We start from the raw sequence: 17,962 nt of genomic DNA on the forward strand, positions 1-17,962 counted from the left end.
CCGAGCGTCGCGAATCGTCAACCTCCTGGCGCGGAACGACAAGGAGGGACGCTCCCGTCGACCGCATTCTGAACATCAGCCGCGCCGCCACGGGCTTTCGGACCACCCGAATTCCCGGGATCCACGAGGTGGGCGGCACTGAGCATGCTCAGTGCCGGGCGCGCAGAAACCGGCACCGGGAGAAGGAGTCGACGTGCGGATACGCCAGATCATCACGGCCGCTGCTCTGGGCAGCGCGCTCGTGCTCGGCGCGGGGGTCGCACCCACCCATGGAACACCGGCCCAGGGCCTCGGCACCGCGGAAAGCCGCGGCGCAGCGCCCACCGCTTCCGTCGTACAAAACCGCATCATGTCCTGGAACTCGAACGGACAGGAAAATGGGACACCCGCGCTTGTCGCGGCACAGATCAAGCGTTTCAAGCCGCAGATCGTGCTGCTCCAGGAATCCTGCAAGGGGGAGGTCGACACCGCCGTCAGGACGCTGCGGCAGCAGGGCCTTGTCTACAAGGCCTACCACGCCGACTGGCCCGACCTGTTCACTCTGGGCTGCGACAACGGGCCGCTTCAGGTGACGCATTCGGTTCTCGTGGCCGAGGGAACCACCATGCACGGCACCCCCGGCACCGCTCTGTACGAGGACAGGGACTGGCCGGAGCGCCGAAAGTTCACCATCTTCCAGGTGCGGCTGGCGGGCATGGACGTCTATGTGGCCAACACCCACCTCAGCGACGGCGGCGATGCCGACCTGCGCCAGGACCAACTGAACCAGCTCATGGAGGCGACCCGGGGCATGCCGAACATGGTGCTCGCAGGTGACCTGAACGCGCAGCCCTCCTACCCGGAGATGGAACCCCTGTGGGCGTACAAGTTCGCCGACGCCGATCCGTCCTGCACGCGCGGCAAGAACCCCCAGAACAGCCCGTGCCAGTACACACAGGTGGGCTCGAAGAAGAAGTTCGACTACGTCATGACCAAGGGAGCCGTTCACACCAAGCGGTGCACGCTGGGCCATGTGAACGACGACCACCGCGTCGTGGTCAGCGACCTGACGGCCGGCGCACCCTCCGGCCGGGTCTGCGACCTGGTCTGACCACCACCCGTGCGTCCGGCGTCCCCTCGGACCGCCGGACGCACGGCGCGGTCCCCGATCCGCCGGTCCCCCGTCATTCCGCGACATGGGCCGGCTGACGGTCCTCGCACACCTCGGGCGGCAGGTTTCTGTAGTCCCGTGGCGGTACCCCGTAGGTGGCCCGGAACAGGCGGCTGAAGTTCACGGGGTTGGTGAACCCCCAGCGGGCCGCGATGGCCTGGACCGGGCGGGCGTGCAGGCGGGGGTTGGCCAGATCGAGACGGCAGCGTTCCAGGCGGCGGTGGCGGATCCAGGCCGCCGGGGAGGTGCCGTCCTCGGCGAGCAGCCGCTGGAGGCAGCGTCCGGAGATGTGGTGTGCCGCCGCGACCGACCGGGGGGTGAGGTCCGGGTCCGTGAGGTGGCGTTCGACGAACGCGATGACCCGGGCCCGCAGAGCGGTTCTGCGGGCCTCCGGGCTCAGCGCTTCCTCCGCCTCCAGGAAGCGGGACACCACCGCCGCCAGGAGGTCCAGGGTCACCGACGCGAGTGCGGGCACCTCGGCCGGGACGAACTCCCCGGCGCGGGCGTCGAGGTCGGCCAGCCAGCGGGTGAACAACCCGCCCATGCCGCGGCGTCCGTCGATCCGGGTTCCGAGTACCTGCCGCATGGTCCTTTCCGGCAGCGGCATCATGCCGCGGGGAAACTGCACGGTCACGTGCGACCAGCCGACCGGAACGGCGTGGACCTCACCCCGGTAGGGATGGCTGCTGTCCATCACCACCAGGTCGCCGGCGCGCAGTGCCGTGTCCCGTCCCGCCAGGGAAAGCACTCCCTCCTGCCGGAGAAAGTAGTTGACCTGGTACGCCTCGGGGTCGCCCTGCCGGATCGACTTCGGGGTCCGCACGATCTCCAGGTGTGGAAAGGACATCGTGGAGAGCTGAAGTTCCCCCACGTCCAGGGTCCGCATCCGGGCGCGGAAATCGTCCTGACGGTCACTGCGTAATCGGCTGGGCATGTGCGATCGGCTGGTGATGTCAGCGAACAGGTCGAATCGCTCCGACGCCGTTACGGCCTCCGTACTGAATTCCGTCACCAGCATGCCGACCCCATCCCCCGAGCGGTTCACAGCAGCGCGCACATGCGTCAGCCGGCCCGCCGGCTTTCGTGGGCTGTGCAGTGAAGACGCCGGGCGCAGACGCATGGCTGGCAGACGCCGATAATGTTCACCGCGCCGCCGGGTTGACAAGACGGATCGGCGTTCGAGTGTGTTCGGAACGTGGCTCACAGCAGCCGGCCGCGGCGCACGGCACACCGGCCGCACGGTTCCACGCGCGCGTTGCGTGCGGGGTGGCCCGGCGGGCGCGCGGGCCGGGCGGCGGGTGACCGACGGGTAGACGACCGCACCCGCGCTGTTCAGGGCTTCCTGGCGATCAGGCCCAGGCACGAGGCCTCGGCGTCGGTGTAGAGCGGCGCCGACGGGGCGTCGGAGGTGTCCGCGGGCCAGCGGTTGACGGGCAGGATGCCCGGCGGCAGCAGCTCCAGGCCGAGGGCGTCGACCAGTTCGGCGAGCTCCCGCTGGTCGCGGGCCTGCGCGGGCAGCCCCTGGCTGTGGTAGAGCCGGGCGGCGGCGTCGACCTCGTCGGGGGCGAACTCCGCCGTGATGTGGCTGAGGATGAGGTGACTGCCGGAGGGCAGCGGGTCCAGCAGGGCGGAGACGATGCGCCGCGGGTCGTCCTCGTGGGTGATGAAGTGCATGATCGCCACGAGGTTGAGGGCCACCGGCCTGGCCAGGTCGAGGGCCGGGTCCGGGCCGGCCATGCAGGGGTGGCCGAGGACGGTCTCGGGGCGGCGCAGGTCGCCCTGGATGTAGTCGATGCGGCCCTCCGCGGTGGAGTTCATCAGCGCGCGGGCGTGGGCGAGCACCACGGGGTCGTGGTCGGTGTAGAGGATGCGCGCCTCCGGCCGTACGGCCTGGGCGATCTCGTGGACGTTCGGTGAGGTCGGGATGCCGGTGCCGATGTCCAGGAACTGGTCGACCCCGGCCGTGGCCAGGCGCTCGACCGCCAGGTGCATGAAGTGCCGGTTGGCGCGGGCGAACTTGCCGACGCTCGGCCAGACCGCGACGACCCGCTCGGCGGTCTCGCGGTCCGGCATGTAATGGTCCTTGCCGCCCAGGTAGTAGTCGTACATGCGGGCCGTCTGCGGCTTCGTGAAGTCGATCTCGGGCGGGGTCCAGGACGTCCCGGCCGCGGTGCTCAGCCAGGCCGCCTCGCCGTTCTCGGTGGTCACATGCGCTCCGGTTACGCCGTCAGATGATCCGAACTCTGTCACACGAGGTGCGGCTTGTCTCGGACTTCCCTTCCCCCGAGGGCAGTTGGGCACACCGCGGGCGGCGGCGGTGCCCGGCGCTCGACGTCCAGTTGACAAGATGTCCTGACAAACCTCTTGCCCCGGCTCCCGGACTGGCATAGAACGGTCGGTCGTGAGCCTCATCGAGCGGGGCTCACCACGTACGTCAAGGGGAGGCCATCGGTGACGAACTCGGCGCAGGGGGACAGAACACGGGGCGAGGGGACGCGGCCCGGACGGGCGCAGGACGCGGGCGGGCCGGGGCCGAGCCGGCGGGTCGTGTCGGCGGCGCTGGTGTCCGGCGTCGTGGGCACGGCGCTGGGCGCCACCGCGCCCTCCGCGTGGGCGGACGAGTGGAGCGTGCCGCGCCCGCGCCGGGCGCCGCGCGGTCGCCACGGCCGCGCCCGCTCCGCCCATAACGATGTGCTCTTCGTCGGCGCGCACCCGGACGACGAGGCCGGCAACCTCTCGACCTTCGGGCAGTGGCGCGAGCGGTACGGGCTGAGCACCGGCGTGCTCACCGTCACCCGCGGCGAGGGCGGCGGCAACGCGGTCGGCCCGGAGGAGGGTCCGCCGCTCGGGCTGATCCGGGAGGACGAGGAGCGCAAGGCGGTCGGCCTCGCCGGCATCGACAACGTCTACTACCTCGACAAGCCGGACTTCTGGTACACGCTCTCCGGCCCGCTGACGGCCGCGATCTGGGACGCGGACGACACGCTGGCGCGCATCGTCCGGCTGATCCGCGCCACCACGCCCGACACGGTCGTGACCATGGACCCGCGCCCCTTCAACCAGCACGGCGGCCACCAGTTGTCCGCGCGGCTGGCGATCGAGGCGTTCTTCCTCGCCGGCGACCCGCGCGCGTTCCGCTCGCAGATCACCCGCGAGGGCTACCGCCCGCACCGGCCGCGGCTGCTGCTCGCGCAGAACTACGGCTTCGGCGACCTCCTCGGCCCGGACGCGCCCAAGCAACGGCGTACGGACCGCGCAAGCGGCCTGCCGGTCTTCGGCGTCTTCTCCGGCGTGCGCAGCGAGGAGCACGGCACGAGTTGGGCGCAGGTGGAGCGGGACGCCGCCCGCACGTACGTCACGCAGGGCTGGGCGGCGAGGCCGCCGCAGGTGCCGACCGACCCGGAGGAGCTGGGCTCCGACTGGTACACGGTGCTGGCGGCGAACGGCAGGGCCGTGAAGTCGAAGGTGCGCCCGCAGGGCGAGCTGCGCCCGCTGTACGCGGAGTTCCGCGACTGGACCGAGCGCGTCGGCCTGCCCTGGCTGGCCAACGACGCGCAGCCGGCCTACCCCGGGGCGCCCGCCACGACGATCCCCGAGGTCGCCACCGCCCCCGTGCTCGACGGCGTGGAGCGCGCCGGCGAGTACCCGGGTCCGGAGCTGCCGCTGGTGCACTGGGAGGGCGAGGAGGCCGGCGACCAGGACGTCTCGGCCACCGCGAAGCTGTCGCGGCACGGGGACGACCTGTACGTGTTCGTCAAGGTCGTCGACGACCGCAGGGGCACGGCGCTGGAGGAGAGCGACGCCAAGCGCCACTGGCGTACGGACGCCGTGGAGATCACCCTCGACCCGCGCGGCGACGCCGACGACACCTCGACCACGTTCAAGACGGGCATCTTCCCGTACACCGCGAACGGCGGCGGCGCGGCGGCCGAGCGTGACGGCGACAACCGGCAGGGCCCGGCGGCCACCACGGCGCCCGGGATGCGGGTGGTCTCGGCGGTCTCGGACCCGTACCGCGGCTACACGATCGAGGCGAAGATCGCGCTGGCCGACCTGCCGGCCGCCGCGGACCCGGCGAAGTTCGCGCTCAACGTGCTCGTGTACGACTCGGACACCGAGGACAAGACGGGCCAGACCCGGCTGGCGTGGTCCCCGTTCGGCAGCGCCCAGGCCGACCCGTACGTCTGGGGCAACGCGACGCTGGAGGGCTACACCCCGCCGCCGGAGCGGCCCACGGAGCCGGCGGAGCCGGAGATCCCGAAGGACGCGGCGCGCAGCGAGGACTCCCCGGCGTCGGTGGCGCAGTCGCGGCGCACGGGCGTCCCGCTGGCGGTCGGGCCGCGTCCCCGCCGCTGACGCGCCTCCGCCGCTGACGCGCGCCCGCCGGGCGTACGGTCCGCGCCCCCGCCCGCCCGGCGGGGCGCGGGCCGTACGCCCGGGCACCCCCGGGTCACGGGGCACCGCGCCGGTATCGTGAGCCGCATGGTCACGGACACCAAGGACGCTCAGCGCGGCGAGGAGATCCTCGCCGTCTTCGACTCCGCATTCGGCGAACTGCTCGCCGCCGATCCCGCCGCCTTCCGGCTGAAGTTCCGCAAGATGGCCGCCTCCGCGTTCGCCTTCTACCGCGGGACCGCCTGCCTCTACTACCACGACCTGGAGACCGGCGAGCGCGACGATCCGTTCCTGACCGAGCAGACCGGCCGGGTCTGGATCCACGGCGACCTGCACGCCGAGAACTTCGGCACGTACATGGACGCCAACGGCCGGCTCGTCTTCAACGTCAACGACTTCGACGAGGCGTTCGTCGGCCCGTTCACCTGGGACGTCAGGCGGCTGGCCGGCTCGCTGGCGCTCATCGGTTACACCAAGGCGCTCAGCGACGGGCAGATCTCCGGCCTCGTCCGCGCGTACGCCGACGCCTACCGGGAGCGCATCCGCGCGCTGGCCGCCGGCGCCAAGGACGACGAGGTGCCGCCCTTCACCCTCGACACCGCCACCGGACCGCTCCTCGGCGCGCTGCGCACCGCCCGCGCCCACACCCGCTTCGGGCTGCTGGAGTCGATGACGGAGGTACGGGACTTCGAGCGCCGCTTCACCTCCGGCGGCGGCGCCATCGAGCTGGACGCGGCCACCCGCGCCCGGGTGCTCGACGCCTTCGAGGGCTACCTGGAGACGCTGCCCTCCGGCAGCCGGGAGCGGCGGCCGGACGCGTACCGGGTGAAGGACGTCGTCGGCCGCCGGGGCATCGGCATCGGCAGCGCGGGGCTGCCGTCGTACAACATCCTTCTCGAAGGGCACAGCGACGCCCTGGAGAACGACATCGTCATCTACATGAAGCGCGGCCAGACCCCGGCCGTCGCCCGGCACATCACCGACCCGGCGATCCGCGGCTACTTCCGCCACGAGGGGCACCGCACGGTCATCTCGCAGCGCGCGCTGCAGGCCGCGTCCGACCCGTGGCTGGGCTGGACCGAGCTGGACGGGGCGGGGCAGTTGGTCGCGGAGGTCTCCCCGTACGCGGTGGACCTGGACTGGTCCGACATCGACGACCCGGAGCAGGCCGGGGCCGTCGTGGGCGACCTGGGGCGGGCGACCGCCACCATGCACGCGGCGGCGGACGTGGACGAGAGCGGGCACTCGCTGGTGCCGTTCTCGACCGAGCGGGCGATCGACGCGGCGATCTCGGCGGACGCCGACGGGTTCACGGAGATGCTGGTGGACTTCGCGCACGACTACGGCGTACGGGCGCGCCGCGACCACCAGATCTTCGTCGACCTCTTCCGCAACGGGCGGATCGCCGGCCTCTGAGCGACGGCACCCGGCGGGGAACAGGGCGCGCACGCGGACGGCGTGCGCGCCCTGACGTGTACGCGTCCCCTTGACATCATTATTGGTCTGGACCAACCTGTCCCTCGCGCACCCCCGCCAGGCCCCAACACCCCAAGCCACGGAGGCAGTTGTGGACCGTATCCTGCGCCTGTTCAGACACCGCTCCCGCCCGTCCGCTCCGCTCGCCCCGGTCGCCGCCCTGCTCGCCGCGCTCGCCCTGCTCGCCGGCGCGCTCTCCGGCACCGCCGCGGGCGCCGCCGCACCCGGGGCAGCCGCCGCCGAGCCCAACCTCGTCCGCAACGGCGGCATCGAGACCGGCCTCGACGGCTGGAGCTGCTCCGCCGGCAGCGGCTCGGCGGTCTCCAGCCCGGTGCACGGCGGCACCTCCGCCCTGCGGGTCCAGCCGTCGGCCAACGACCAGGGCCAGTGCACCCAGACCGTGCCCGTACGCCCCGGCTCGCAGTACGCGCTGAGCGGCTGGGTGCAGGGCTCGTACGCCTACCTCGGCGCCCGCGGCACCGGCACCACCGACGTCTCGGACTGGACCTCCTCCGCGAGCACCTGGACCGAGCTGAGCACGTCCTTCACCACGGGACCGAGCACCACCTCGGTGACGATCTACGTGCACGGCTGGTACGGCCAGCCCGCCTTCCACGCCGACGACCTCACGCTCACCGGCCCCGGCGGCGACCCGGGCACGATCCCCGCCGTCCCCTCCGGCCTGTCGGTCGACTCCACCACCGCCACCTCCGTCTCGCTGTCCTGGAGCGCGGTGAGCGGCGCGACGGGCTACACCGTCTACCGCGACGGCACCCGCGCCACCTCGGTGACCGGCACCTCGGCCACCGTCACCGGGCTGACCGCCGCGACCGCGTACCGCTTCGAGGTGGCCGCGACCAACGCCGCCGGCGAGTCCGCGAAGTCGGCCACGGTCAGCGCCACCACCCGGGACAACACCGGCAACCCCGGCGCCTCCCTGCCCGCCCACGCCCTCGTCGGCTACCTGCACACCAGCTTCGCCAACGGCTCCGGCTACACGCGCATGGCGGACGTCCCGGCGAGCTGGGACGTCATCAACCTCGCCTTCGGCGAGCCGACCTCGGTGACCTCCGGTGACATCCGCTTCCAGCTCTGCCCGCAGACCGAGTGCCCGAACGTGGAGTCGGCGGCCGAGTTCAAGGCGGCGATCGCGGCCAAGCGGGCGGCGGGCAAGAAGGTGCTGCTGTCCATCGGCGGCCAGAACGGCCAGGTCCAGCTCACCAGCACGGCCGCGCGCGACGCGTTCGTCCGGTCGGTGAGCGCCATCATCGACGAGTACGGGCTCGACGGCGTCGACATCGACTTCGAGGGCCACTCTCTGTCCCTGAACACGAACGACACCGACTTCAGGAACCCGACCACCCCGGTGATCGTCAACCTGATCTCGGCGCTGAAGTCGCTCAAGGCGAAGTACGGCGAGGACTTCGTCCTCACGATGGCGCCGGAGACGTTCTTCGTGCAGATGGGCTACCAGTTCTACGGCACCGGCCAGTGGGGCGGCCAGGACCCGCGCTGCGGCGCGTACCTGCCGGTGATCCACGCGCTGCGCGACTCGCTGACGCTGCTGCACGTCCAGGACTACAACTCCGGCCCGATCATGGGGCTGGACAACCAGTACCACACCATGGGCGGCGCGGACTTCCACATCGCGATGACGGACATGCTGCTCACCGGCTTCCCCGTCGCGGGCAACTCCGAGCGGTTCTTCCCGGCGCTGCGCCCCGACCAGGTGGCCATCGGGATGCCGGCCAGCCCCAACGCCGGCAACGGGCACGTGTCGACCGGCGAGGTGAACAAGACGCTGGACTGCCTGACGAAGGGCAGCAACTGCGGCTCGTACCAGACCCACGGCACCTGGCCCGCCATGCGCGGGCTGATGACCTGGTCGATCAACTGGGACCGGTTCAACAACTGGGAGTTCTCCCGGAACTTCGACGCCTACTGGCCGTAGGACCGCGGGCCCGCCCGACGCGTGCCGGTCGCAGGCACGCGGGGCACGCGCGCCGCGCCCGCCCCGCGTGCCTGCGGGGCGGGCGCGGTCGGGCCGCCCGGCGCTGGGCCCGGGCCACCCGCCGGTCCCGTGTGGGGCCGGGACCGGGCTCGGCCGGCGTCCGGTTCCGGACGCGGCCGGGGACCGGGTCCGGCTCAGCCGAAGTTGCGGTCCACGCGGGCTGCTTCGTTCGCGTTCGGGTAGGCGTTGCGGCAGGAGGTCCCGGGGCCGCCGCCGGACATCAGTTCGCTGCACGGGCCGCTGTAGTTGTCCGGCAGGCCGAGGATGTGGCCGGTCTCGTGGGAGACGACGCGCAGCGAGTAGTACTGCTGGGTCTGGCGGAGGTCCAGGAAGACGTAGCCGTGGCCGCGGCCGTCCGTGACCGCGTGGCTGCCGCGCGGGTCGTTGCCCTGGCGGTAGCTGAAGTCACCGGAGCCCGAGGTCTCCGCGAGCGTGATGTTGGTGGTGGCGTCGTTCCATATCTGGGTGCTCTGGGCTATGTCACCCTGGTAGTTGGGGGCGCTCGCGTCGTTGTACGTGATGGTGACGGCCTGGAAACCGGGTTCTGCCGCCTGCTTCTCGCGCGCCTTCTCCCGGATCATCTCGAAGAAGGCCCGGTTCTCCGCCTGCTGCTCGCGGTCGTGCCCGGTGTACGCCGCGGTGGTGGTCCGCGTCGTCTGCCGGTCGTGGTGGTCGGCCGCGGGTGCCGGGGAGGCGGCCAGGCCGGTCAGCGCCAGGCCGAGGCCCAAGGCGGTGGAGACCAGTCTTCCGGAGAGCTTCATGGGGGTCTTCTCCTCACGAACGATTGGTCGGTCGGTCGGTGAGGAGTCTGCGGGCCGAGAGGTGGCCGGGGGCAGATCTCATCCGGTGATAGCGGCGGGCGATCCCACCCTGCCGACGCCCCCGGCCGGGGCGGAACGACGCATAGGTGTAGTGCCCCTGACAAATAATTGCGGTTATGCTCCCTGCGTGGAGCTGGAGTTGCGGCATCTGCGCGCGCTGTGCGCGATCTCCGACACCGGAAGTGTGCACGGGGCGGCCAGGTGGCTCGGGGTCTCCCAGCCTGCCCTGACGGCACAGTTGAACCGGATCGAACGGGCCGTGGGCGGCCGGCTGTTCGTCCGCGACCGTTCCGGCTGCCGCCCGACCCCGCTCGGCCGCTCCCTGACCACCAGGGCCCGGCCGCTCCTCGCCGAGATGTCCACCCTGGTCAGCGAGGCGCGCGAGGAGGCCCGCGCGCTGGAGAGCGGGCCGCGGCTGCGGCTGGGCAGCACCGCGAACCGGGCGGTGGCCGGCTGGCTGTGCCGGCTGCGCGGCCGGTTCCCGGACACGGACGTGTCCATCCGCGTCGATCCGTCGCCGAACTCGCTGCTGCGGATGGTCGCCGAGGGGCAGCTCGACGTCGCGTTCGTGCACGAGGTCACCGGCTGCCCGCTGCGCGTACCCGACGGCGTCGGCCAGCGCACGCTGCTCTGGCGCGAGCCGCAGTTCGTCGCCCTGCCCGCGGCGCACCCCGCCGCCGAGCGCGAGGAGGTCGCGCTCGCCGACCTGTCCGGGCACCCGTGGGTCGTCGACCCGCACGTGGACGGCGAGTGGTACGGCATCCGCCGGATGTTCGCCAGCGCGGGGCTGGAGCTGCGGGTCATCCAGGGCGACTACCTGACGGGCGCCGACCTGGTACGCGCCGGGGTCGCCGTCACCCCGTGCCAGCCCACCTCGACCCCTCGCCCCGGCATGGCGATCAGGCCGCTGCGCGGCGACCCGCTGACCGTACGGCTGCTGCTGGCCGCCCGGGCGGCGTCGACCACGGACGGCGAGTTCCACGCCGTCTACACCGCGCTGGAGGACGCCTACCGCGAGGCGGCCAGATCCACCGAGACCTACCTGCGCTGGCTGCACCGCAACGACAACCCGTTGCTGCTCACCTGACGCCCGCCCGCGCGCGCACCCGGGCGCCGCCGCCCGCGCCTGGCAGCGGACACCGGGACCGGTTTACTATCCCTTTACCCTGATGTCGGAGACACTCGAGAAGAGACACCCCGACACCCACCCGCGATCACGAAGGAGCAGCGGTCCCGCAATGGGCGAACCTCCCAGTACCAGCCGTGCCACAGCCCGCCGGAGAACGAGTGACGGGGCGGGGGTGGCACGGTGACCGAGATCCTTCTGCTGCTCGCCGCCCTCGCGCTCACCTTCGCCTGCGCGATCTTCGTGGCGGCTGAGTTCTCCCTGACCACCGTCGAGCGGGGCGACCTGGAGCGGGCCGCCGCCGCGGGTGAGCGGGGCGCCGAGGGCGCCCTCAAGGCCGTCCGCCGGCTCACCTTCCAGCTCTCCGGCGCACAGCTCGGCATCACCGTGACCTCGCTGGTCATCGGCATGCTGGCCGAGCCCTCGCTCGCCACGCTGCTGCGCGGCCCGCTGCGGGCCCTGGGCCTGGGCGGCACGGCCTCGCCGGTGGCGACCCTGCTGGGCGTGGCGCTGTCCACGGTGGTCCTGATGGTGATCGGCGAGCTGGTGCCGAAGAACTGGGCGATCGCCCGGCCGCTGGCCGTGGCGAAGGCCGTCGCCGGGCCGCAGCGCGGCTTCACCGCCGCCTTCGGCCCGTTCATCCGCCATCTGAACAGCACCGCGAACCGCGCCGTGCGCCGCGCCGGCCTGGAGCCGGCCGAGGAGCTGGCCTCGGCGCGCACGCCCGACGAGCTGGTCTCGCTGGCCCGGCACTCCGCCGCGGGCGGCGCGCTGGAGGCGGACTCCGCCGAGCTGTTCGTCCGTACCCTGCACCTGCACGAGCTGACCGCGGAGAACGTCATGACGCCGCGCGTCGACGTCAAGGCGCTGGAGTCGGGCGCCACGGCCGCCGACGCGGCGAACCTCGCCCACGCCACCGGCCTGTCCCGCTTCCCCGTCTACGCCCGCAGCCTGGACGAGGTCGTCGGCACGGTGCACATCCGCGACGTGCTCGCGCTGCAGCCGCGCACGCGGGCCGCGACGCCGGTCACCGAGCTGGCCACCGAGCCGCTGCTGGTGCCCGAGACGCTGCCCGCCGACCGGCTGCTGGAGCACCTGCGCGAGCGGCGCACGATGGCCGTGGTCATCGACGAGTACGGCGGCACCGCCGGCGTCGCCACGATGGAGGACATCGTGGAGGAGGTCGTCGGCGAGGTGCGCGACGAGCACGACCCGGTGGAGCTGCCCGACCTGCAGCCGGCCGGGGTCGACGGGGACGGCCGGCCCGCCTGGGACGCGGACGGCAGCGTCCGCCTGGACCAGCTCGCGGAGCTGGGCCTGGAGGCCCCGGAGGGCCCGTACGAGACGGTCGCCGGGCTGATCGCCACGCTGCTGGCGCGCATCCCCGCCAAGGGCGATGCGGTGCACCTCGCCGGCTGGCGCCTCGACGTCCTGGCCGTGGAGCACCACCGCGCCGACCGGGTCCGCATCGCTGCCCCCGCCGGCGGCCGCGCCGGCGCCGCGCCGCCGCGCCGGGCCGCCGCGCCCGACCGGCGCCGGCCCGCCCAGGAGGTGCGCCGGTGACCGCGCTGCAACTGTGGATCGGCGCCCTGACGCTGGTCACGAACGCCTTCTTCGTCGGCGCGGAGTTCGCGATGATCTCCGTACGGCGCAGCCAGATCGAGCCGCAGGCCCGCCGCGGGCACAAGCGTGCCCGCATCACGCTCTACGGCCTGGAGCACCTCTCCGCGATGATGGCCACGGCCCAGCTCGGCATCACCGTCTCCTCGCTGGTGCTGGGCGCGGTCGCGGAACCGGCCATCGCGCACCTGCTGGAGCCCGGCTTCGAGGCGGCGCACGTGCCGTCCGCCGCCGTCCACCCGATCGCGTTCGTGATCGCGCTGACGGTGGCGACGTACCTGCACATGCTCGTCGGCGAGATGATCCCGAAGAACATCGCGCTGGCCGCGCCCGTGCCCACCGTGCTGCTGCTGGGCCCGGCGCTGGTCGCGGTGACCCGCGCGCTGCGCCCGGTGGTCTTCGGCATCAACGCCTTCGCGAACGTGCTGCTGAAGCTGCTGCGGGTGGAGCCGAAGGACGAGGTGGCCGCGGTCTTCACCGACGACCAGCTCGCCCGGATGGTCACCGACGCCAGCCAGGCCGGGCTGCTGGAGCCGGCCGACGGCGAGCGGCTGCGGGACGCGCTGGAGCTGGGCACCCGGCCGGTCGGCGAGATCCTGGTGCCCGCGGGCACCATGACCACCGTCGAGGACACCGTCACCCCGGCGAGGCTGGAGCGGCTGGCCGCCGAGGCGGGCTTCTCCCGCTTCCCGGTCACCGACCGGGGCGGGGCGCTGCTGGGCTACCTGCACATCAAGGACACCCTCGGGGTGACGGAGCGGGACGCGCCGTTCCCGCGCACCGCGCTGCACCCGATGACGCGGGTGGCCATCGACACCCCGCTGGACGACACGCTCACCGCGCTGCGCGGGGCCGGCAGCCACCTGGCCGCGGTCACCGGCGACCAGGGGCGGGTGCTGGGCTTCGTCACGATGGAGGACGTCCTGTCGGAGCTGGTGGGCCCCGCGCCGAGCGCGGCCTGAGCCCCGCCCGCCGGCCCCCGCCCGCCGGTCCCCGCCGGGGGTGCGGGCCGGCGGGCGGCGGCGCCGCGGGGGAAAACCCCTCGTGCGCGGGGACGGGCCGCGGTACGGTCGCGCTCTCGGCGACGGCGGGAGGCGGCACATGCACGGTCGGCCCTCCGGCGTGCCCGCAGGCCCCCCCGTGACCGCGGACGTCCCCGTGCCCGCAGGCGCCCCGGTGCCCGCGGGCGACGGCCTCGCGGCGGGGCCGGAGCTGTTCTGCGACGAGTCCGGCTACGAGGGCGAGAACCTCGTCGGCGGCATCACCGACGTCTTCGCCCACGCCGGCGTGACGGTCCCGGCCGCGGACGCGGCCGACTGCATCCGCGAGCTGCGGGACCGCATCCGCTCCCCCGCGACCGTCTACAAGGCGAACCACCTGCAGCGCGAGAAGCACCGCGGCACGATGGTGTGGTTCCTCGGCCCCGACGGGCCGCTGCCGGGCCGGGCCCGCGTACATCTGACCGAGAAGGCGTTCTTCGCCGTCGCCCGGATCGTGGACCTGCTGGTCTCCGGGACCGACCCGGCGGACGCGCCGGCGATGCTGCGCGGCGCGCACGCCCGCGGCCCGGCGGGCGCGCTGTACCGCGAGGGTCCGCGCCGGTACGGCCGCGAGCGCTGGCGGGCGTTCCTCGCCTCCTTCAACGAGCTGCTGTGGATCAACACCCGCCGCGGCGCGGAGACCTCCGCCGACGGCTTCTTCCGGCTGGCCGACGAGCTGCACCGCGCGGGCGCGCCGGGCGAGGCGGGGCGCCTGCTGGGGCTCGTACGGGGGGCGCGCCCGCGTGCCGACGCGCTGCGCGCGGCGCTCCTGGCGGACCCGCGGACCGTCCCGGCGCTGGACTCGCTGCTGCCGGCGCTGGCCGCGGCGGTCACGTACTGGGGGCGGGAGGGCGCGGCGGTGACCGTCGTGCACGACCGGCAGACGGCGCTGACCGAGGAGCGGGTGGCGCGGCTGTACGAGGTGTGCCGGCCGCCCCGCGCGCACCTGCGCGCGCTGCGCTTCGTCGACGCGGAGACCGACCCGCGGGTGCAGCTCGCCGACTTCCTCGCGGGGATCGCGCGCAAGCGCGCCTCCGACGCGCTGGCCGGGCTCGCCGATCCCGAACTCGACGAGCTGCTGCGCCCGTACGTCGCCCCGGACTCCGCGTGGGGCGACGAGCGGAGCTGGGCGCTGCTCGACCCCGGGCCCGCGCGGCGGGCGGGGCTCACCTCGGCGTGACGGCCAGTCGTACGGCCAGGCCCGCGAAGACCGTGCCGCTGAAGATGTTGAGCCCGCGCGCCAGCCTGCGGCTGCGGCGCAGCGCCCGCGACAGCCGGCCGGAGAGCAGGCCGAGCGTGCCGTCGACGCAGAAGCCGACGACGACGCCGGTGACGCCGAGGACGAGCAACTGCAGCGGCAGGTGGCCGCGGCCGGGGTCCACGAACTGCGGCAGGAACGCGATGTTGAACATGATGACCTTGGGGTTCAGCAGGTTGGTGATCATCCCCTGCCAGAACGCGCGGCGCGGCCCCGGCCCGGTGCGCCGGCCGTCTGCGCCGTCCACGGCCGCGTCCTCGTCGCCGGGCACGGAGCGGTCCCGGAAGGCGCGGACCGCCAGGTAGAGGAGGTAGGCGGCGCCGAGCCAGCGGAGCACGTGGTAGAGGACCGGCAGCGCGCCGAAGAGCGCGGAGAGCCCGAGGGCGGCGGCGCACGCGTGCACGAGCATGCCGCAGGCCACGCCCGCCGCGGCCATGACGCCCATGCCGGAGCCGCCGCGCCCGCCCATGGCCACGATGAACATCATGTCGGGGCCCGGCGTGATGGACAGCACGAAGATCGCCGCGACGAAGGCGGCGAGGAGGGACATGTCGACCATGGCCGCGATACTGGCACCGCGCGGGGCCGCCGGGCGACCGGGTTTCGGATGCCGGGACGAGGTCCCTCCGCCGGGCCGTCGCCCGCCCTCGTACGCGCGGCTCCGGGACGCCCCTATGGCACCGGCATATGCCGTCCCGGCGGTGTACGACCGCGGAACGCTCGCTGAACGCCCGCCTCCGCGGGGCAACTTCGTCCCCCGTGCCCCAGCCGTCTAATGTTGTCTGCCACGACCACCCCGGACCCCGGTGGGCCGTCGCCGGAGCACGAGCGAGCGCCCATCCGGGAGCAAGTCCCGCTGCGCGCCCACGCTCGACCGGGAACCACTCCCGAGTTCAGCCCCCGTACCCGAATGCGGGCAGCGGGTCGCGCGTGACCTCCGGCGGCATGTCCGGCCGCATATCCGGTCGGCGAAGGAGCCGTGAAACGAGGTGACGACCCCATGCCCGAGGAGTCGCGAGAGGAAGGTCTGGCCGCCGCGTTCGTGGATCTGGCCGACACCCTCGTCAGCGATTTCGACGTCGAGCAGCACGCGCGCAGGCTTGCGCTGCACTGCGCCGAGCTGGTCGACGTGAGCGCCGCGGGAGTCGTCCTCGCCGCCGACGACGGTGCCGCACTCACGGCCCTGGCCTCCGACGAGCGCACCCACGCGCTGGAGTCGGCCGGCGTGGAGTGGGGCGAGGGCCCCGCCGTGGACTGCTGCCGCACCGCGAGACCGATGGCCGCCACCCCGCTGGCGCACGCGCGGGCCCGCGCCGACTGGCCCCGCTTCACCGGCCGGGCGCTGGAGCTGGGCTTCGCCCTCGTCGCCTCCGCCCCGATGCAGGTGCGGGGCACGACGGTCGGCGCGCTCACCCTCTTCCGCGACCGGCCGGGCACCCTGCACGACGCACAACTGCGGCTGGGCCAGGCGCTCGCCCGCGTCGCCGCGATCGGCATACTGCAGCAGCGCGCGCTCGCCGGGCAGACGGCGGTCGCGGCGCAGTTGCAGAACGCCCTCAACTCCCGCATCGTCATCGAGCAGGCCAAGGGCGCGCTCGCCCAGCGCCGGAGCATCGCCGTCGACGAAGCGTTCCGCCTGCTGCGCGGGCACGCCCGCAACACCCGCCGGCCGCTGGCGGACGTGGCCCGCGAGGTGGTCGAGGACGGGTTCGACCCGGCGGTGCAGGACGGCTGAACCCGGCCGGGGCGCCGGTCAGGACAGGGCGAACGTCGGCGGCACGCTGGGCAGTTCCATCGCCGCGTCCAGGAAGCGGTCCTCGCGCGGCGGCAGGAACTGCAGCGTGCTCGCGTGGGCCGGGCCGTCCGCCGTCATCGCCCACATGCACAGCATCGCCGCCGGCCGCCCCGCGGCGTCGGGCGACGCCTCCAGCGTGGCGTACCGCACGGGCGCCCCCGGCGGCGCCGTCACCAGCACGAAGTGTGCCTCGGGCGGCGCCACCGCGGGCGGCAGCGTGACAAGGACGGAGTCGTGCCCGACGAGCCGGCCCGCGGGCCACTCGTCCGACTGCTCCCCGGGAGGCAGCCCCGCCGCGGCCTGCCGCCACAGCGCCCGCAGCTCGGCGTCGAGGGAGCCGTCGAGCGCGGCGGCGAGCAGGCGCTCCGGCGCGGTCAGGGCGAGGTCGCGGAGCACGGCGTGGGCGAAGGCGTAGTGCTGGCGTCGGGCATCCGTAGCATTCATACATCAGTTCTATACGAGCCCACTGACAACGCCCCTCCGCCCGGCGGCCGTTCGCCCGCCGCGCGGCCTTCCGGCAACCGTCCGGCTCAGGGCAGGGTGAGCCCGTACGCCTGGAGCACCGGAACCACCGGCTGGTAGAACGTCGTCCCGCCGCTGCTGCACGAGGAGCCGGACACGAGCAGGCCGAGCGCCGTCCCGCCGGAGAACGCGGACGCGCCCCCGCCGTCGCCCGGCTCGACGCAGACGTTGGAGGAGAACACGCCGTAGACCGTGCCCTCGGGGTAGCCGATGGTGTCGTTGATCGACAGGACCGTGCCGCAGTGCAGGCCGGTGGTCGGGCCCGCGCGGCACACCTGCTGCCCGACCGAGGGCTCGGCGGCGCCGGTGATCTCGATCGACCCGCCGGGCACGCCGGACGCCAGCTCGCTGGGGTAGGTGAAGTCGGGGTTGGTGTAGCGGATCAGGGCGTAGTCGTCGCCCGGGAAGCTCACGCCGCCGGTCCGGCCGATCTCCACCGTCCTGGCGGCGTCCGCGTACCAGACGGGTCCCGCGTCCTTGATGCAGTGGCCCTGCATGAGGCCGTAACGCTCGGCCCCGCGGCCCGCGTTGAAGCCGACCGGGCAGGACCGCCCGCTGCTGCCGTAGAGCACGTCACCGCCCCTGACGGCCTGTTCCTGCGCCCCGGCCGCGGGCGGGGCCAGGGCGGTGAGCACGGCGAGGAGCACGGCGGCCAGGACGGCCGTCACCGGGGCGAGCTGCGGGGAAGCGGGGTGCGGTGTGAGCGGAGCGCGACGTAAGTTCACGGATCCTCCCGTCGTGGGGTCGG

15 protein-coding genes are annotated in these 17,962 nt (G+C 73.5%); 9 read left to right on the forward strand and 6 right to left on the reverse strand.

Annotation, left to right across the window (positions count from 1 at the left end; translation table 11 throughout):
- Positions 1-193: 193 nt before the first annotated feature.
- Complete coding sequence (locus tag O7599_RS10455) at positions 194-1,090, forward strand: endonuclease/exonuclease/phosphatase family protein (protein WP_281621857.1); 897 nt, start codon at positions 194-196, stop codon at positions 1,088-1,090.
- A 73-nt stretch (positions 1,091-1,163) separates the two neighbouring features.
- On the opposite strand, the gene O7599_RS10460 is transcribed toward O7599_RS10455, so the two are convergent.
- Positions 1,164-2,168 (reverse strand): helix-turn-helix domain-containing protein, encoded by a 1,005-nt coding sequence (locus O7599_RS10460; protein WP_281621858.1) that lies wholly within the window; start codon positions 2,166-2,168, stop codon positions 1,164-1,166.
- A 314-nt stretch (positions 2,169-2,482) separates the two neighbouring features.
- The gene (locus O7599_RS10465; RefSeq protein WP_281621859.1) at positions 2,483-3,358 is read right to left on the reverse strand and encodes an SAM-dependent methyltransferase; all 876 of its coding nucleotides are present in this window, start codon (positions 3,356-3,358) and stop codon (positions 2,483-2,485) included.
- 243 nt (positions 3,359-3,601) lie between these two features.
- On the opposite strand from O7599_RS10465, the gene O7599_RS10470 reads away from it, so the two are divergent.
- The 3 genes from O7599_RS10470 to O7599_RS10480 all read left to right on the forward strand — a co-directional run bounded on the left by O7599_RS10470 (position 3,602) and on the right by O7599_RS10480 (position 8,972).
- On the forward strand, positions 3,602-5,506 hold the full coding sequence (locus tag O7599_RS10470; RefSeq protein ID WP_281621860.1) for a sugar-binding protein: 1,905 nt from the start codon (positions 3,602-3,604) through the stop codon (positions 5,504-5,506).
- A 126-nt stretch (positions 5,507-5,632) separates the two neighbouring features.
- Positions 5,633-6,961, forward strand: a complete 1,329-nt coding sequence (locus O7599_RS10475; protein ID WP_281621861.1) for a DUF2252 domain-containing protein — start codon at positions 5,633-5,635, stop codon at positions 6,959-6,961.
- Positions 6,962-7,112: 151 nt separating this feature from the next.
- Positions 7,113-8,972, forward strand: coding sequence for a glycoside hydrolase family 18 protein (locus O7599_RS10480; RefSeq protein ID WP_281621862.1), 1,860 nt, complete (start codon positions 7,113-7,115; stop codon positions 8,970-8,972).
- A 194-nt stretch (positions 8,973-9,166) separates the two neighbouring features.
- Here O7599_RS10480 and O7599_RS10485 read toward each other — a convergent pair whose 3' ends face one another.
- Complete coding sequence (locus tag O7599_RS10485) at positions 9,167-9,793, reverse strand: snapalysin family zinc-dependent metalloprotease (protein ID WP_281621863.1); 627 nt, start codon at positions 9,791-9,793, stop codon at positions 9,167-9,169.
- Between the two features lie 199 nt (positions 9,794-9,992).
- Here O7599_RS10485 and O7599_RS10490 point away from each other — a divergent pair, with 199 nt between their 5' ends.
- From O7599_RS10490 to O7599_RS10505, 4 genes are all read left to right on the forward strand, one after another.
- Positions 9,993-10,940 carry a LysR family transcriptional regulator gene (locus tag O7599_RS10490; protein ID WP_281623336.1) on the forward strand — a complete coding sequence of 316 codons (948 nt, stop codon included), beginning with the start codon at positions 9,993-9,995 and terminating at the stop codon, positions 10,938-10,940.
- Positions 10,941-11,162: 222 nt separating this feature from the next.
- Positions 11,163-12,542: a hemolysin family protein gene (locus tag O7599_RS10495; RefSeq protein ID WP_281621864.1), complete on the forward strand. Its 1,380-nt coding sequence runs from the start codon at positions 11,163-11,165 to the stop codon at positions 12,540-12,542.
- Positions 12,539-13,561 (forward strand): hemolysin family protein, encoded by a 1,023-nt coding sequence (locus tag O7599_RS10500; RefSeq protein ID WP_281621865.1) that lies wholly within the window; start codon positions 12,539-12,541, stop codon positions 13,559-13,561. The genes O7599_RS10495 and O7599_RS10500 overlap by 4 nt, the downstream gene beginning before the upstream one ends.
- 139 nt (positions 13,562-13,700) lie before the next feature.
- Positions 13,701-14,819 carry a DUF3800 domain-containing protein gene (locus O7599_RS10505; RefSeq protein ID WP_281621866.1) on the forward strand — a complete coding sequence of 373 codons (1,119 nt, stop codon included), beginning with the start codon at positions 13,701-13,703 and terminating at the stop codon, positions 14,817-14,819.
- Here O7599_RS10505 and O7599_RS10510 read toward each other — a convergent pair.
- A complete protein-coding gene (locus O7599_RS10510; protein WP_281621867.1) occupies positions 14,806-15,456 on the reverse strand; it encodes a LysE family translocator in 651 nt (216 codons plus the stop codon). The two genes, O7599_RS10505 and O7599_RS10510, sit on opposite strands and share 14 nt — an antisense overlap.
- Before the next feature lie 420 nt (positions 15,457-15,876).
- Between O7599_RS10510 and O7599_RS10515 the strand changes: the two genes are divergently transcribed.
- A complete protein-coding gene (locus tag O7599_RS10515) occupies positions 15,877-16,632 on the forward strand; it encodes a GAF and ANTAR domain-containing protein (RefSeq protein WP_281621868.1) in 756 nt (251 codons plus the stop codon).
- An 18-nt stretch (positions 16,633-16,650) separates the two neighbouring features.
- On the opposite strand, the gene O7599_RS10520 is transcribed toward O7599_RS10515, so the two are convergent.
- Complete coding sequence (locus O7599_RS10520; protein WP_281621869.1) at positions 16,651-17,136, reverse strand: hypothetical protein; 486 nt, start codon at positions 17,134-17,136, stop codon at positions 16,651-16,653.
- 86 nt (positions 17,137-17,222) lie between these two features.
- Positions 17,223-17,939, reverse strand: coding sequence for a S1 family peptidase (locus tag O7599_RS10525; RefSeq protein WP_281621870.1), 717 nt, complete (start codon positions 17,937-17,939; stop codon positions 17,223-17,225).
- Positions 17,940-17,962: the final 23 nt, after the last annotated feature.

Source organism: Streptomyces sp. WMMC500 (assembly GCF_027497195.1).
Taxonomy (GTDB): Bacteria; Actinomycetota; Actinomycetes; order Streptomycetales; family Streptomycetaceae; genus Streptomyces.

Excerpts from the sequence above, each read along its gene's own strand:
- O7599_RS10460 (WP_281621858.1), bottom strand. The coding sequence starts at position 2,168 with ATGCTGGTGACGGAATTCAGTACGGAGGCCGTAACGGCGTCGGAGCGA.
- O7599_RS10505 (WP_281621866.1), top strand. The coding sequence starts at position 13,701 with ATGCACGGTCGGCCCTCCGGCGTGCCCGCAGGCCCCCCCGTGACCGCG.
- O7599_RS10510 (WP_281621867.1), bottom strand. The coding sequence starts at position 15,456 with ATGGTCGACATGTCCCTCCTCGCCGCCTTCGTCGCGGCGATCTTCGTG.
- O7599_RS10475 (WP_281621861.1), top strand. The coding sequence starts at position 5,633 with ATGGTCACGGACACCAAGGACGCTCAGCGCGGCGAGGAGATCCTCGCC.
- O7599_RS10520 (WP_281621869.1), bottom strand. The coding sequence starts at position 17,136 with ATGAATGCTACGGATGCCCGACGCCAGCACTACGCCTTCGCCCACGCC.
- O7599_RS10485 (WP_281621863.1), bottom strand. The coding sequence starts at position 9,793 with ATGAAGCTCTCCGGAAGACTGGTCTCCACCGCCTTGGGCCTCGGCCTG.